Annotated in this window: 14 protein-coding genes; 5 read left to right on the forward strand and 9 right to left on the reverse strand. The window is 59.3% G+C overall.

Translation table 11 applies throughout. The features are described from left to right. Positions 1-125: 125 nt before the first annotated feature. The 6 genes from msrQ to IB249_RS26595 form a co-directional block, all read right to left on the reverse strand. Positions 126-746 carry a protein-methionine-sulfoxide reductase heme-binding subunit MsrQ gene (gene msrQ / locus IB249_RS26570; RefSeq protein WP_192308900.1) on the reverse strand — a complete coding sequence of 207 codons (621 nt, stop codon included), beginning with the start codon at positions 744-746 and terminating at the stop codon, positions 126-128. Next, entirely contained in the window at positions 746-1759 is a 1014-nt protein-coding gene (gene msrP, locus IB249_RS26575) for a protein-methionine-sulfoxide reductase catalytic subunit MsrP (RefSeq protein WP_192308902.1), read from the reverse strand. Before msrP ends, msrQ begins: the two co-directional genes overlap by 1 nt. A 58-nt stretch (positions 1760-1817) precedes the next feature. After that, positions 1818-2672, reverse strand: coding sequence for a CDP-diacylglycerol--serine O-phosphatidyltransferase (gene pssA / locus IB249_RS26580; protein ID WP_192308904.1), 855 nt, complete (start codon positions 2670-2672; stop codon positions 1818-1820). 147 nt (positions 2673-2819) lie between these two features. Next, positions 2820-3836 (reverse strand): ketol-acid reductoisomerase, encoded by a 1017-nt coding sequence (ilvC, locus tag IB249_RS26585; RefSeq protein WP_003228216.1) that lies wholly within the window; start codon positions 3834-3836, stop codon positions 2820-2822. 48 nt (positions 3837-3884) lie between these two features. After that, the gene (ilvN, locus tag IB249_RS26590) at positions 3885-4376 is read right to left on the reverse strand and encodes an acetolactate synthase small subunit (RefSeq protein WP_040064172.1); all 492 of its coding nucleotides are present in this window, start codon (positions 4374-4376) and stop codon (positions 3885-3887) included. Between the two features lie 2 nt (positions 4377-4378). Further along, on the reverse strand, positions 4379-6103 hold the full coding sequence (locus IB249_RS26595; RefSeq protein ID WP_192308906.1) for an acetolactate synthase 3 large subunit: 1725 nt from the start codon (positions 6101-6103) through the stop codon (positions 4379-4381). Between the two features lie 400 nt (positions 6104-6503). On the opposite strand from IB249_RS26595, the gene IB249_RS26600 reads away from it, so the two are divergent. After that, the gene (locus IB249_RS26600) at positions 6504-6926 is read left to right on the forward strand and encodes a DUF4124 domain-containing protein (protein WP_192308908.1); all 423 of its coding nucleotides are present in this window, start codon (positions 6504-6506) and stop codon (positions 6924-6926) included. Positions 6927-6977: 51 nt separating this feature from the next. Here IB249_RS26600 and IB249_RS26605 read toward each other — a convergent pair whose 3' ends face one another. The 3 genes from IB249_RS26605 to mrcB are packed head-to-tail and all read right to left on the reverse strand — an operon-like array spanning position 6978 to position 10388. After that, complete coding sequence (locus tag IB249_RS26605; RefSeq protein WP_192308910.1) at positions 6978-7313, reverse strand: YqcC family protein; 336 nt, start codon at positions 7311-7313, stop codon at positions 6978-6980. Further along, complete coding sequence (locus IB249_RS26610) at positions 7313-8047, reverse strand: tetratricopeptide repeat protein (protein ID WP_192308912.1); 735 nt, start codon at positions 8045-8047, stop codon at positions 7313-7315. Before IB249_RS26610 ends, IB249_RS26605 begins: the two co-directional genes overlap by 1 nt. A gap of 16 nt (positions 8048-8063) precedes the next feature. Beyond that, positions 8064-10388, reverse strand: a complete 2325-nt coding sequence (gene mrcB, locus IB249_RS26615) for a penicillin-binding protein 1B (RefSeq protein WP_192308914.1) — start codon at positions 10386-10388, stop codon at positions 8064-8066. Between the two features lie 117 nt (positions 10389-10505). On the opposite strand from mrcB, the gene IB249_RS26620 reads away from it, so the two are divergent. The 4 genes from IB249_RS26620 to IB249_RS26635 all read left to right on the forward strand — a co-directional run bounded on the left by IB249_RS26620 (position 10506) and on the right by IB249_RS26635 (position 13837). Continuing rightward, complete coding sequence (locus IB249_RS26620) at positions 10506-12062, forward strand: AAA family ATPase (RefSeq protein WP_192308915.1); 1557 nt, start codon at positions 10506-10508, stop codon at positions 12060-12062. A 90-nt stretch (positions 12063-12152) separates the two neighbouring features. Beyond that, positions 12153-12497: a pentapeptide repeat-containing protein gene (locus tag IB249_RS26625; RefSeq protein WP_192308917.1), complete on the forward strand. Its 345-nt coding sequence runs from the start codon at positions 12153-12155 to the stop codon at positions 12495-12497. A 242-nt stretch (positions 12498-12739) separates the two neighbouring features. Further along, positions 12740-13012 (forward strand): TfoX/Sxy family protein, encoded by a 273-nt coding sequence (locus IB249_RS26630; RefSeq protein WP_007971093.1) that lies wholly within the window; start codon positions 12740-12742, stop codon positions 13010-13012. A 15-nt stretch (positions 13013-13027) separates the two neighbouring features. Continuing rightward, positions 13028-13837: a Crp/Fnr family transcriptional regulator gene (locus IB249_RS26635; RefSeq protein WP_192308919.1), complete on the forward strand. Its 810-nt coding sequence runs from the start codon at positions 13028-13030 to the stop codon at positions 13835-13837. The last annotated feature ends 124 nt before the right edge of the window (positions 13838-13961 follow it).

Below are 13961 nucleotides of genomic sequence, written 5' to 3' on the forward strand. Positions count from 1 at the left end.
CGATGACCTGAAGCAACTCGCTGCCGAAAACCGCGTAACTCTTTGTTTACCAAGGAGTTTTCCGTTTCGACTGCGCCGGAAGTGGGGCGAATTATAGACGTCCAGAATCTGCCGTCAACCCCTAATTATGCTTTTCTCGCGGAAGATGATTTTTTACCCCCCAGGCGAGGGATTCGGCGCGACACGGCCGGCAGACGCAACCCCAAGAGCAGCAACCCTATGCAGGCATACACCGCCCACTCTTTCAGGTCGGCACGCACGATCCACAACATATGCAGAAAGCCAAGCCCGAGAACGACATAGGCCAGCCGGTGCAACTTCTTCCAGCGAGCACCCAGACGCCGCTGACTGTAGCGATTGGATGTCACCGCCAACGCCAGCAGGCAAAGGAACCCAAGCGCCCCGACTATGATGTAAGGCCGCTTGCGCAACTCGACACCGAGTTGAGACCAGTCAAAGCCAAGAATGAACGCAAGGTAACTGCAAAGATGCAGAGTCACGTAAGTAAAACACCACAGCCCCAGTTGCCGCCGGACCGCCACCCACCCCGCCCAACCGGTGAACTTCTGCAAGGGTGTCATGCTCAAGGTTATCAGCAGCAGGATGAGCGTCCCGAGCCCCAGCCGGTCAACCAACACCTTGCCAGGATCCGGCCCGAGCAAATCCGCCCAGGCCTGATAGAGCCAGAGCAATGGCCATATCGCCGCCACTATAAAGACCCCTGCTCGCCACAACGGATATCGCATCAGTAATTCTTCCGCAGATCGAGCCCTGTGTATAACGAAGCGACTTCATCCGCATAACCATTGAACATCTGCGTGTCGCGCACATTGGGCTTGAACAGGCCGCTCGGCAAACGCCGCTCCCGTGCCTGGGTCCAGCGCGGGTGGTCCACTGTCGGATTCACATTGGCGTAGAAACCGTACTCATCCGCAGCAATGCTCTGCCAGGTGGTCTTCGGCTGCTCGCTGACCAGGCTGATCCGCACGATGGACTTGATGCTCTTGAAGCCGTACTTCCACGGCGCCACCAGACGCAAGGGTGCGCCGTTCTGATTCGGCAACTCACGCCCGTACATGCCCACTGCGAGGATGGCCAACGGGTTCATTGCCTCATCCAGCCGTAATCCTTCGACATAAGGCCAGTCGATCAAGGCAAAACCGGAACGCTGCCCCGGCATGGTTTTGGGGTCCTGCAGGGTTTCGAAGCGAATGAATTTTGCCTTGGAGGTTGGCTCGATCTGTTTGAGCAATGCCGAGATGGGAAAGCCGATCCACGGAATGACCATCGACCAGGCCTCCACACAGCGCAGACGATAAATGCGCTCCTCCAACTGGTAGGGCTTCATGAAGTCTTCCAGCGCGTACCGCCCTGGCTTCCCCACTTCCCCGTCCACCACCACGCTCCAGGGCTCGGTTTTCAGCGCACCCGCGTTGGCAGCCGGATCACCTTTATCGGTGCCGAACTCATAGAAGTTGTTGTAGTGGGTCGCGTCCTTGAACGGCGTGATGGCTTCGTCCCTGACGTTGACTGCCCCCCATTGCACAGAAGGAAGCTTCTGTGAAAACCAGGCAGGCGCCTTGCCGGGCTCGACATCCGGATAACGCGCAGCATCAGCAGCGCTGGCCCAACGCGGCAAACCGCCCAGGGCAAGGCCGGCAGCGGCAGCCCCCAGGACACTTCGACGGGATAGATAGAGGGATTCAGGCGTGACGTCCGACTCATGACAGTCGGACGCCTGGGGGACTTTGATCAGCATGGCAACTCCGCAGCATTGGAGAACAGATGCACCAATAGACTGCGGAGTATGAAGGAAATTACGCGTTCTTGTGCCGACGAAGGCGTAACAGATATTGCACCGGACCAGACGCCGCATAGGCGAGGAACACCAGCAGCAGGATACGCGGCGGATCACTGAAGACCACGGCGAACACCAATACAACGGCAAGGATGGCCACGAAAGGTACGCGCCCCTTCAGGTCCAGCTCCTTGAAGCTGTTGTACTTGATGTTACTGACCATCAGCATGCCGGCAGCCGCCACCATCAGCGCCACCAGGAACGACATCTTGGATCCCTGGATCCCGTAATCGCTGAAAGCCCAGACAATACCGGCAACGACACCCGCGGCAGCCGGACTGGCCAGGCCGATGAAGTAGCGCTTGTCGGCGGTACCGACCTGAGTGTTGAAACGCGCCAGGCGCAGCGCAGCACCGGCGACATAAATGAAGGCCACCATCCAGCCGACCTTGCCCATGTCGCCCAAAGCCCAACCGAATGCCAACAGGGCGGGCGCGACACCGAAGGCGACCATATCCGACAGCGAGTCGTACTCGGCACCGAAGGCACTCTGGGTATTGGTCATCCGCGCCACGCGACCGTCAAGGCCGTCGAGCACCATGGCCACGAAGATCGCGATGGCCGCGAAGGCGAAATACTTGCTGGCGCCAGCGGCATCGCCGGCACTCAAGGCGCTCTGCGCGCTCATCGAGTTGATGATGGAATAAAACCCTGCGAACAGGTTCGCGGTGGTGAAGAGATTCGGCAGAAGATAGATACCACGATGCCTGACTTTACGGCCTTCGGCGTCATGCCCTTCTTCGACGTGCTCATCGATGGGCAGCAGGCTTTCGGCGTCGGAAGCCTGGTTTGGCTCTTCGGGACGTTCGCTCATGGACATTACCTTGCAACAGGGTGGAAAGTTTCGACAAGTGTCTGGGACGACGGTTCGGCCGCAAACGATGCAGCTTTATACCAGAACCGTCCCCGCAAACGAAAAAACGCGGCCTGGGCCGCGTTTTTTCTCACACAAGTGCGCGACTTAGTTTTTGGCTTTGTCGACGATCTTGTTGGCACCGATCCACGGCATCATGGAGCGCAGTTGCTCACCGATGATTTCGATACCGTGAGCGGCGTTGTTACGACGCTTGGCGGTCATCGAAGGATAGCCGGTGGCGCCTTCGCTGATGAACATCTTGGCGTATTCGCCGTCCTGAATACGTTTCAGGGCGTTGCGCATGGCCTGGCGGGATTCGGCGTTGATCACTTCCGGGCCGGTCACGTACTCGCCGTACTCGGCGTTGTTGGAGATCGAGTAGTTCATGTTGGCGATACCGCCTTCGTACATGAGGTCAACGATCAGCTTCAGTTCGTGCAGGCACTCGAAGTAGGCCATTTCCGGCGCGTAGCCAGCTTCAACCAGGGTTTCGAAACCAGCCTTGACCAGCTCAACGGTACCGCCACACAGAACGGCTTGTTCGCCGAACAGGTCGGTTTCGGTCTCGTCCTTGAAGGTGGTTTCGATGATGCCGGTACGACCGCCACCGACGCCAGCGGCGTAGGACAGCGCAACGTTCTTGGCGTTGCCCGAGGCGTCCTGGTAGATCGCGATCAGGTCAGGGATGCCGCCGCCTTTGACGAACTCGGAACGCACGGTGTGGCCCGGTGCTTTTGGCGCGATCATGATCACGTCGAGGTCAGCGCGCGGTACAACCTGGTTGTAGTGAATCGCGAAGCCGTGGGAGAAGGCCAGGGTGGCGCCCTTCTTGATGTTCGGCTCGATTTCGTTCTTGTACAGCGAGGACTGGAACTCGTCCGGGGTCAGGATCATGACCAGGTCGGCAGCCGCGACAGCGGAAGCAACGTCGGTCACTTTCAGGCCGTGGGCTTCGGCCTTGGCGACGGTCGCCGAACCTTTACGCAGGCCAACGGTAACGTCAACGCCGGAGTCTTTCAGGTTGCACGCCTGGGCGTGGCCCTGGGAACCGTAACCGATGATGGCAACTTTCTTGCCCTGGATGATCGACAGGTCGCAGTCTTTATCGTAGAAAACTTTCATGAATTTCCCCTATATATCCAGGCCGTTCAGGCCATTCGCTAATTTGGTTTAGATGCTGAGTACTTTGTCGCCGCGAGCAATACCGGTGACGCCGCTACGGACGGTCTCCAGGATCGAAGCGGTGCCGATGGACTGAATGAAGCTGTCGAGCTTGTCGCTGGTACCGGTCAGTTGAACGGTATAGACGCTGGCGCTGACATCGACGATCTGCCCACGGTAAATATCGGTAGTGCGTTTGATCTCGGCGCGCTGGGCGCCCGTGGCCTTGACCTTGACCAGCATCAGTTCGCGCTCGATGTGAGCACTCTCCGACAGGTCCACCAGCTTGACCACTTCGACCAGCTTGTTCAGGTTCTTGGTGATCTGCTCGATGATCTCATCGTGGCCCACCGTGGTCAGCGTCAGACGCGACAGGGTCGGGTCCTCGGTTGGCGCCACAGTCAGGCTTTCGATGTTGTAGTTGCGCTGCGAGAACAGGCCGACTACACGAGACAAAGCGCCAGGTTCGTTTTCCAGAAGCAAGGAAATAATGTGCCGCATGATTAGGTACGCTCCGTCTTGCTCAGCCACATATCGCGCATGGAGCCGTCTTTGATCTGCATCGGGTAGACGTGCTCACTGGTATCGACCGCAATATCGAGGACCACCAGACGATCCTTCAGAGCGAACGCTTCCTCCATCTTCGACTTCAGATCCTTCGAATCGCTGATGCGCACGCCGACATGGCCGTAGGCTTCGGCCAGCTTGACGAAATCAGGCAGTGACTCCATGTAGGAATGCGAGTGACGACTGCCGTAGCTCATGTCCTGCCATTGGCGAACCATACCCAGAACACCGTTGTTCAGGATGACAATCTTGACCGGCAGACCATATTGCAGACAGGTGGACAGTTCCTGGATGTTCATCTGGATGCTGCCCTCGCCGGTCACGCAGACGACGTCGGCATCCGGGAAGCTCAACTTGATGCCCATGGCCGCCGGGAAACCGAAGCCCATGGTGCCCAGACCACCGGAGTTGATCCAGCGGTTGGGTTTGTTGAACTTGTAGTACTGCGCCGCGAACATCTGGTGCTGACCGACGTCGGAAGCGACATAGGCATCGCCCTTGGTCACTTCGCACAGGGTTTCGATCACGGTCTGTGGCTTGATGATACTGCCGTCACCCTTGTCGTAAGGGAACAGGCCGCGATCACCGCGCCATTCATCCACCTGCTTCCACCAGCTGGCCACGGACTCCTTGTTCGGGGTCTCGCCGATTTCCTTGAGGATCGCGACCATTTCGGTCAGGACGCTCTCGACGGGGCCCACGATCGGCACGTCGGCCTTGATGGTCTTGGAAATCGAAGCCGGGTCGATGTCGATGTGAATGATCTTCGCGTTCGGGCAGAACTTGGACGCGCCATTGATCACGCGATCGTCGAAACGCGCACCGACCGCGAGGATCACGTCGGCATGGTGCATCGCCAGGTTGGCGGTGTAGCTGCCGTGCATGCCCAGCATGCCGATGAACTGGCGATCAGTGCCAGGGTAGGCACCCAGGCCCATCAAGGTGTTGGTCACTGGCAGGTTGAGCATTTTGGCCAGTTCGGTCAGCGGCGCGGAGCCACCACCGAGAATCACGCCACCGCCGGCGTACATCACCGGACGCTTGGCCGCCAGGAGCATTTCGGCTGCCTTGCGGATTTGCCCGGAATGGCCACGGACGGCCGGGCTGTAGGAACGCAGCTTGGCTTTTTTCGGGAAGATGTATTCGAACTTCTCGGCCGGGTTGGTCATGTCTTTCGGGATGTCGACAACGACCGGACCAGGGCGACCGGATTGCGCCAGGTAGAACGCTTTCTTCATGACTTCCGGGATTTCCGAAGCGTGCTTGATCATGAAACTGTGCTTCACGATCGGCCGGGAGATACCGATCATGTCGGTTTCCTGGAACGCATCGGTACCGACCATGGTGCTCGGCACCTGGCCGGAAATGACCACCATCGGGATGGAGTCCATGTAGGCAGTGGCAATACCGGTAATGGCGTTGGTTGCGCCCGGTCCGGAGGTCACCAATACCACGCCGGCCTTACCGGTGGCACGGGCGTAGCCGTCAGCCATATGGGTCGCAGCTTGTTCGTGACGAACCAGGATGTGGGTCACTTCCGGTTCTTTGAACAGGGCATCGTAGACATGAAGAAGAGCACCACCCGGGTACCCGTAGATATATTTGACGCCTTCGTCACGCAAAAAGCGGACGAGCATCTCACCGCCAGATAAAAGCTCCACGTTGTTCACCTCTAAAACGCCAGAATACCGTCCATATCAGAAAGGACGGGTCTTAATAGGTTTACTTCTCGGCAGAGCATGAGCGACGGTGGTCGCCGACTACGTCAGCACTGACTGAGCAAGTATTGGGATCGTCCCAAGTGTTGCGGGCTTTTCCCACCCAGCGCGAGGTAACGCGTTGCGGGTGTAACAGGTCGACGCGGATGTGCGCCTCATGATCTGCCGAGTGGGTCTGCTTCTGGCAGTCCCTCTACAGCGGACTTTGGATTCTTCTGTTTCATCCCCTGCAAGTCAAGTCGTCTATGTGCTTTATTGAAGTAAGCACATGAGAAAGCAAGAAAAAACCGCGAAACAGCAACTGTGTTAGCTTCAATTGCGCAACCCAATACAAGGAAATGGCATGCGAACGTTTTTCCTGACCGCCAGCCTGTTGGTTGGCTTGAGTCCAATGTGCATGGCCGCGCAGGTTTACAAATGGGTCGATGAACACGGCGTCACCCACTTTGATGCGCAACCGCCCCAAGGCCGGGAAGCCGAAACAGTGGTTACGCCCTCGGCGCCTGCGAGCAACCCGGCGACGCGGCTGCCTGGCAGCACCGTCGGCGATCAACAGGCCATCGACAAGTCGGTGAAAAAACAGGTCGCCGAGCAGCAGGCCCAGCTGAAGGTATTCTGCGAGCAGGCCCGCACGAACCTGGCGCAACTGCAGAACAATCCGCGGTTGCGCGAGGATGTCGACGGTGAGATGCGCCGCCTGACCGACGAGCAACGTCAGGAACGCACCACCGAAACACAAAGGCAGATCGCCGAGAATTGCCAGTAACGATCCTGCCCTGTGTGAGCGAGCCTGCTCGCGCCGGAAAGGATTGGCGGATCAGCGCGACGCCGTGATCAACAGGTCAAATTCCTTGAGGAGCACCTGCAACTGGCGATCCCGGCCCTGGACATTACGGGAGGCGAAGACCATTTCGGCCATCTCCTGAATGCCCGAGGCGTTGGGCAGCGGCAGATCCTGCTCCAGGATCATTTTCATGCGAGGCAGGAAGATCCACTGCAGCCACTGTTCGAAATCCAGCGTATCGACCGAAAAGGGTTCGACACTGGACAACGCTTCGGCGCAAGGCGCGACATCGTCCCACCACCCTTGAACGCGCAGTTCGCGCTCGATCAGCAACAGCTGTTCGGCAATCTTGGGAAAGCGCACGTCCATTACGAGGAAACCTTGGCCTTCTGACGAGCCAGTGCAGCGCCCGCGGAATCACCCTGCTTCTCACGCGCCTGACCAATCAATTCCCACAGGCTGGCCTGAAGCGCCGGACGTCCATTGGCGAACGTCAGGCCGCGACGGGCAAATTGTTCGGCCTGTGGCGCGTCACCCTGCGCCATACGCACCTGGGCCAGGCGATAGAGCACTTGTGGTTCACGGGGTGCAACACGCTGGGCTCGTTCGAGGCTGGAGGAAGCGCCATTGAGGTCCCCGCCCGCCTGTTGCTGCTGGGCGGTCGTCAGCAGTGCCAACACCGGACCATCCAGCTGCTCATCGGCGGACAAGCCACCGGCACTCGCCGACGGAATCCCGCTGGGGGTCGACGGCATGCTGTAGCTGCCCTGGTTGATCGGCGCCGACTGAACCGGCGAGGTATCGATCGGGCCCGGGGTGATCGGCCCCGGCGTAATCGGCGAAGTGCTGATCGGTGTCGACGAAACGGCACCACCGCCCGGCACCATCACCACGACGCCAGAGTCGCCTTGTGGAATCGCCTGGCCCTGGGCTTGCGCCGGACGTTGCACCGTCGTCTGACGGAAGCCACCATTGGCCGACACCCGCTCACTGTTGGAAACGGCACTGCCGGAATCCACAACCGGAATGGAACCGCGCTGTACGGTGGAGCAACCGCTGAGCAAAGCCACGGTGGCCACCGCTGGAATCAACCACTTGTTCACTTGAAACCCTCTTTGCTTAATTCATCCAGCCTTTGACCCAATCCATCACCGTTTCGCCGGAGACAGGGCTTTCCCCACCACACGCAGCGCCGGGAGGCGGTTCGCTGCCGCGAATATACGGCATCTGCACGGCACCTGGGCAATTGGCGTCGGAGCCTTGCCCGGTCCGCGAATCAACCCACGCCTGAACGACGTTGTCCGGTTGCGGCATGTCCAATGGCAGCGGGTCGGCCTTGCGCATGAAGCTGGTCCAGACCTGCAATGCACCGGTGGCGCCAGTGAACGGTGTCTTGCCGTTATCATCGCGCCCCAACCAGACCACCGCCAGCAAGTCCTGACTGAAACCGGCGAACCAGCTGTCTCGCGAGTCGTTACTGGTACCGGTCTTGCCTGCCAGGGTCAGGGTTTTCGGCAATACGTTGTAAACCGAACTGCCCGTACCTTCACGCATGACCCGCTGCATGGCGTTCTGGATCAGATAGATGGACGCCGGATCAAAACGTTGCTGGATCTGGAACGGATAACGCTTGAGCGGCTCGCCTTCGGCCGTCAGTACGCTGCGAATCCCGCGCATCGGCGTATTGAACCCTCCGTTGGCGAGCGTCTGGTACATGGTCGCGACTTCGATCGGGGTCATGCCTCCCGCCCCCAGCAACATCGACGGAAACGCCGGGAACTCACGGTTCACGCCCAGTCGAGCGACGGTTTTCAGCACATTGGGCACGCCCACTGCCAAGCCGAGACGTGCAGTGGACAAGTTGTAGGAATGCGCCAGCCCCTGATAAAGGAAGACGGTGCCGTGGGAGCGGCGATCATAGTTCTGTGGTTTCCAAACCTGGCCATCCGCTCCCTTGACCGAGAAGGATTCGTCCGACAGCCAACTGGTCAGGCTGTACTGGCTCGGCTTCTCAAGGGCCGTCAGGTAAACGGCCGGCTTGATCAGCGAGCCGATCGGGCGCACCGCATCCAGCGCCCGGTTGAAGCCGGCGAAACTCGCCTGGCGACTGCCGATCATGGCCTGGACTTCACCGGTTTCCGGGTTGGTCACCACCATCGCCGCTTCCACATCATCGGAGCCCTTGCGTCCGGCCAGCCGCTTGAACGTATCGTTGACCGAGGCCTCGGCCTTCATCTGCAGGATTGGATCGAAACTGGTGAAGATCCGCAGGCCTTCTTCGGTCAAGTCTTCATCGCGATAGTCTTCGCGTAACTGCCGTTTAACCAGATCGATGAATCCAGGGAACGAGCTGTCGGCGAGTTTGCCCCGCGTCGTCACGCCCAGCGGCATTTTCTTCGCCGCCGCCACTTGCTCCGCAGTCGCAACGCCTTGCTGCTCAAGCACATCGAGCACCAGGTTGCGGCGCTCCAGCGCCCGCTCCGGATTGCGCCGCGGGTTGTAATAGGACGGCCCCTTGACCATGCCCACCAGCATGGCGACCTGATGCAACTTCAGTTCGGACAATGGCTGTCCGAAGAAGAACTGGCTGGCCAGGCCGAAACCGTGCACCGCACGCTGACCGTCCTGGCCGACAAACACCTCGTTGAGGTAGGCCTCAAGAATCTCGCGCTTGTCGTAATGCAGCTCGAGCAACATCGCCATCATGGCTTCGGTGAGCTTGCGGGTCAGGCTGCGTTCGCTGGTCAGGTAGAAGTTCTTCACCAACTGTTGCGTCAGGGTACTGCCACCCTGAGTCATCTTGCCGCCCGAGGTGTTGACCCAGATGGCGCGGGCAATCGACTTGGGCGATACGCCCCAGTGGCTGTAGAAATCCCGGTCTTCCACGGCGACCAGGGTTTCGAGCAGGTAAGGCGGGACCTGATCGAGCTTGATCAGAATACGGTCTTCAAGGTTTTTCGGGTAAATCCCGCCAATCAGCAGGGGCTCCAGACGCACCACCGACAACTTCGAGCCGTTGGTCGCCGAGAGTTCGGCCACATAGTCGCCGGAGAATCGCACGCGCACGGGCTGCGCCTTCTCCAGGCCTTCATAGAACTGGAAACCCCGGGTGTTCAAATCCACCGTGTTGCCATTGACCGAGGCGGCGCCGGGGCCGTTGCTCACGCTTTCGCGACGATAGCCCAGGGCATCGAGCTCGGTCAGGAAGTCTTCTTTGCTCAGCTTCTGGCCGGTAAACAGCTCGAGCGGGCGCGCATACACCTTCGCCGGGATGGTCCAGCGCTTGCCGGAGAACTTCTCCTGCACGATGGCATCGAGGTAAACGGCGAATCCGGCGAGCAGCACAAGGCCAACCAGACTGAGTTTGATGGCCCAGCTCAACCAGGGACGCAGGCCCCGGGAAGGTGGTTTTTTGGGGGTACGGGGGGATCGGGTACGAGTCATGGCGCCGGATTATACGCACTTTATTCATCGTCAACAGGAGCCAACCGAGGTTTGCGTCGGACGGACTTGCCGCCATAATGAGCGCCATATTTTTTGCCAGACTCTGAAGGAACGCCTGTGAGCCAGCCCCTGATCGCCGCCCTGCAAAACCCGGCCCTCTACCCGCATCCGGTAGACGGATTCCAAGTCATCGAAACGCACATCTCCTGGGTGATACTCACGGGCCCCTTCGCTTATAAAGTGAAAAAACCGGTCAACTTCGGCTTTCTCGACTTCACCAGCCTGGATGCCCGCGAGCATTTCTGCGCTGAAGAACTGCGCCTGAACCAGCGCCTGACCGATGATTTGTATCTGGAAGTGTTGCCAATCACCGGCAGCGTCGAGGCGCCACAACTGGGTGGTGATGGCCCGATCCTCGACTTCGCGCTGAAGATGCGCCAGTTCCCCCAGAGCCAACTGCTCAGCACCCTGCAAGCCAACGGCGAGCTGACCACCACGCACATCGACGAGATGGCCGTGCAGATCGCGCAATTCCACCTCAACGCCCCGAAAGTGCCTGCCGAACACGAAGCCGGCACCCCGGACAGCGTCATGGCGCCGGTTCGACAGAACTTCGAACAGATCCGCCCATTCCTGAGTGACAAGGCCGACCTTCTGCAACTCGACGCGCTGCAAGCCTGGGCCGAGAGCAGCTTCGAACGCCTCAAGCCCCTGTTCGCCGAGCGTAAAGCCCAAGGCTTCATCCGTGAGTGCCACGGTGATATCCACCTGGGCAACGCCACCGTGATCGACGGCAAGGTCGTGATCTTCGACTGTATCGAATTCAACGAGCCGTTCCGCTTCACCGACGTTTACGCCGACACCGGTTTCCTGGCGATGGACCTTGAGGACCGTGGCCTGAAATGCCTGGCCCGGCGTTTCATCAGCCAATACCTGGAGTTGACGGGCGACTACCAGGGCCTGGAGCTGTTGAATTTCTATAAAACCTACCGCGCACTGGTTCGCGCCAAGGTCAGCCTGTTCAGCATGCCGGCCGAGGCCGACCCGGTGCAGCGCGCCACGACCCTGCGCCAGTACCGCAACTACGCCAACCTGGCGGAAAGCTACAGCACCATTCCTTCACGCTTCCTGGCCATTACCCATGGCGTATCGGCGGTGGGCAAAAGTCACGTGGCCATGCGCCTGGTGGAGGCTTTGGGCGCGATTCGACTGCGGTCCGATGTGGAGCGCAAACGCATGTTCGGCGAGCAAACCGTCACCAACGACCCTCAGGCCGGCATCTACAGCGCCGACGCGAGCGCCGCGACCTATGCCCGCCTGCATGAAATTGCCGCCGTGATCCTGCATGCCGGTTTCCCTGTGGTGATCGATGCCACGTACCTCAAGCGCGAGCAGCGCGATGGTGCTGCGCAAATCGCCGAGGCCACCGGTGCGCCGTTCCTGATCCTTGACTGCGAAGCACCACAAGCCGTGATCGAAAACTGGCTGGCCCTGCGTCAGGCAGACAAAACCGATCCATCCGACGCCAACCTGGCCGTTATTGCAGCTCAACAGGCCAGTCGTGAAGCGCTGACGCCGGCGGAAATCCTGTGCAGCAAACGCGTGCTGACCAATGAAAGCGGGACCCTCGACACCGTTGTCGCACAGATCCGCCAACGCTTGCCGGGCCTGTAAAAAGTATTTCAATCGTGAAGCCTTCATCGGCTTCACGATTGTAACGTAGTGGCATTATACTGGCGTCATAAAACCAACAGGTGACGTGACATGAGCCAGCCCAAACTTCTCGATACACCGCTTTTTGCTTTGCTGCACAAAGACGACATCAAGGGTTTCAACAACGAACGCCCGACGGATGGACCTATCGACATGGTCGGGGGTGATTTTCGCGGGCTGGACCTGCGCGAACTGAATGCCGACGGCGTCGACTTCACCAATGCCTATTTTCGTTCCGCCGACCTGCGCGGCATCGATTTCACTCATTCGAAACTGGAAGGCGCCAGCCTGGCTCACGCGCAGATCTCCGGCGCCTACTTTCCGCCGGAACTGAGCGCCGACGAGATCCTGATGTCGATGAACTTCGGCACACGCCTGCGTTATCGCTCACGCTGAAAACGACTGATCACTGAAAAGTCCGGCGCCCCTGCCTCGCGCTGGACTGCGGATACGTTCGCGCACAAAACCTCAGCACACCCCGCCTTCCCCTCCTCCGTTGCGATCTCGTACGTCGCGCCCCAGCGTGCTTCTTAGAAGCATTTGCTCCGACAGCGAGCAAACAATCACGCTTTTGCTGCTGATGGCTACACTCCTGAGAAGCTCGCCCACGCACCGTTCGGCTATCGCAAGGAGGCTTGATGAATGATGAACTGCAGCATCTGAAGAACCTTGGCAAGACGTCAGCGCAGTGGCTGCATGCCGTGGGCATCCACAGCGCCTCGGATTTGCGTCGGCTGGGGGCCGTGGATGCTTATCGGGCCGTGCGTACGCGCGGGTTTCGAGCGTCCAAAGTGCTGCTGTACGCCATCGAAGGCGCCTTGATGGATGTGCACTGGAACGACATCCCCGCAGAGCGCAAGGAAGCCCTGAATAAACAGCTGGAAGCCATTTCATCACGCCACAAGAACTGAACGGGCCCTGCCACCATGTATTTGCTTGGGGAACAACCGGCCTACGCCGACGTACTGATCGATCGCCTGCAAAACATTCCGGCCCGCCTGCTGGAGCATTTATCCCCGTGCGGCCCGGCGTTGGAGTTGTCGGCGACTGACGATCTGGCAGCCGAATTACCCGCCAATCAATTGTTCATCCTGAAAAGCGGCCTGCTGCATGGATGCATCGACGAGCGCCCGCTGTTCTACCTGCATGAAGGCGATCTGGTCGGCTTGCGCCAGGACAGCGACCTGCCACGCTGCCGGCTGTGCACGGATAGCCCGATCGTACTGACGCCCTACCTGCGCTCCGAAGTGTTCCAGTACATCCATGCCGACCCGGAGCGCTCGGAACTGTTGCTGCAGTACCTGACCGGTCAGACTGCCCTGTTGTCCGACGCCGTCGCCCGCCTGAAGCAACCGGAGTTACGCAGCACCAACGGCTTTCAGCGCGTCGCGCGTGGCGACATGCTGATCCATCAGGGCGACGAGGCCGATCACGTCTTCGTGATTATCGAGGGCCATGCCGAAGCGTTCGTCGACGGACACAAGGTCGGCGATATCCCCAAGGACGAGATTTTCGGCGCCATGGCCGTATTCACTGGCGAGAAACGTAATGCGAGTGTGATCGCCAGCGAACCCAGTACCGTCATGCTGATCCCCAAAGACCAGTTTCTCAGCCTGACCCGCAGCAATGCGAAGATCGCCCACAGCCTGATCGAGAGCATGGCCCGCAGAATCGACCTGCTGAATAAACAGGTTACACATCTGAGCTCGCTCAAAAGCGGCCCGCCAGGCCAATGATTACGGGCTCCTTCAGCGCTTCATCGGCGATTCTCGAATAAATGAAGAATCAACGGTTGACATGGTAATGAGAATCGATATGATTATCACAACTGGTCGCGAGACTGGTCGATATTTGAACAGC

Origin of the sequence: Pseudomonas sp. PDM04 (genome assembly GCF_014851765.1) — a bacterium.
Lineage (GTDB): Bacteria > Pseudomonadota > Gammaproteobacteria > Pseudomonadales > Pseudomonadaceae > Aquipseudomonas.

What these genes read in the sequence shown, in the direction of transcription:
- msrQ (WP_192308900.1), bottom strand. Translation starts at nt 746, where the DNA reads ATGCGATATCCGTTGTGGCGAGCAGGGGTCTTTATAGTGGCGGCGATA.
- msrP (WP_192308902.1), bottom strand. Translation starts at nt 1,759, where the DNA reads ATGCTGATCAAAGTCCCCCAGGCGTCCGACTGTCATGAGTCGGACGTC.
- pssA (WP_192308904.1), bottom strand. Translation starts at nt 2,672, where the DNA reads ATGAGCGAACGTCCCGAAGAGCCAAACCAGGCTTCCGACGCCGAAAGC.
- ilvC (WP_003228216.1), bottom strand. Translation starts at nt 3,836, where the DNA reads ATGAAAGTTTTCTACGATAAAGACTGCGACCTGTCGATCATCCAGGGC.
- ilvN (WP_040064172.1), bottom strand. Translation starts at nt 4,376, where the DNA reads ATGCGGCACATTATTTCCTTGCTTCTGGAAAACGAACCTGGCGCTTTG.
- IB249_RS26600 (WP_192308908.1), top strand. Translation starts at nt 6,504, where the DNA reads ATGCGAACGTTTTTCCTGACCGCCAGCCTGTTGGTTGGCTTGAGTCCA.
- IB249_RS26605 (WP_192308910.1), bottom strand. Translation starts at nt 7,313, where the DNA reads ATGGACGTGCGCTTTCCCAAGATTGCCGAACAGCTGTTGCTGATCGAG.
- mrcB (WP_192308914.1), bottom strand. Translation starts at nt 10,388, where the DNA reads ATGACTCGTACCCGATCCCCCCGTACCCCCAAAAAACCACCTTCCCGG.
- IB249_RS26625 (WP_192308917.1), top strand. Translation starts at nt 12,153, where the DNA reads ATGAGCCAGCCCAAACTTCTCGATACACCGCTTTTTGCTTTGCTGCAC.
- IB249_RS26630 (WP_007971093.1), top strand. Translation starts at nt 12,740, where the DNA reads ATGAATGATGAACTGCAGCATCTGAAGAACCTTGGCAAGACGTCAGCG.
- IB249_RS26635 (WP_192308919.1), top strand. Translation starts at nt 13,028, where the DNA reads ATGTATTTGCTTGGGGAACAACCGGCCTACGCCGACGTACTGATCGAT.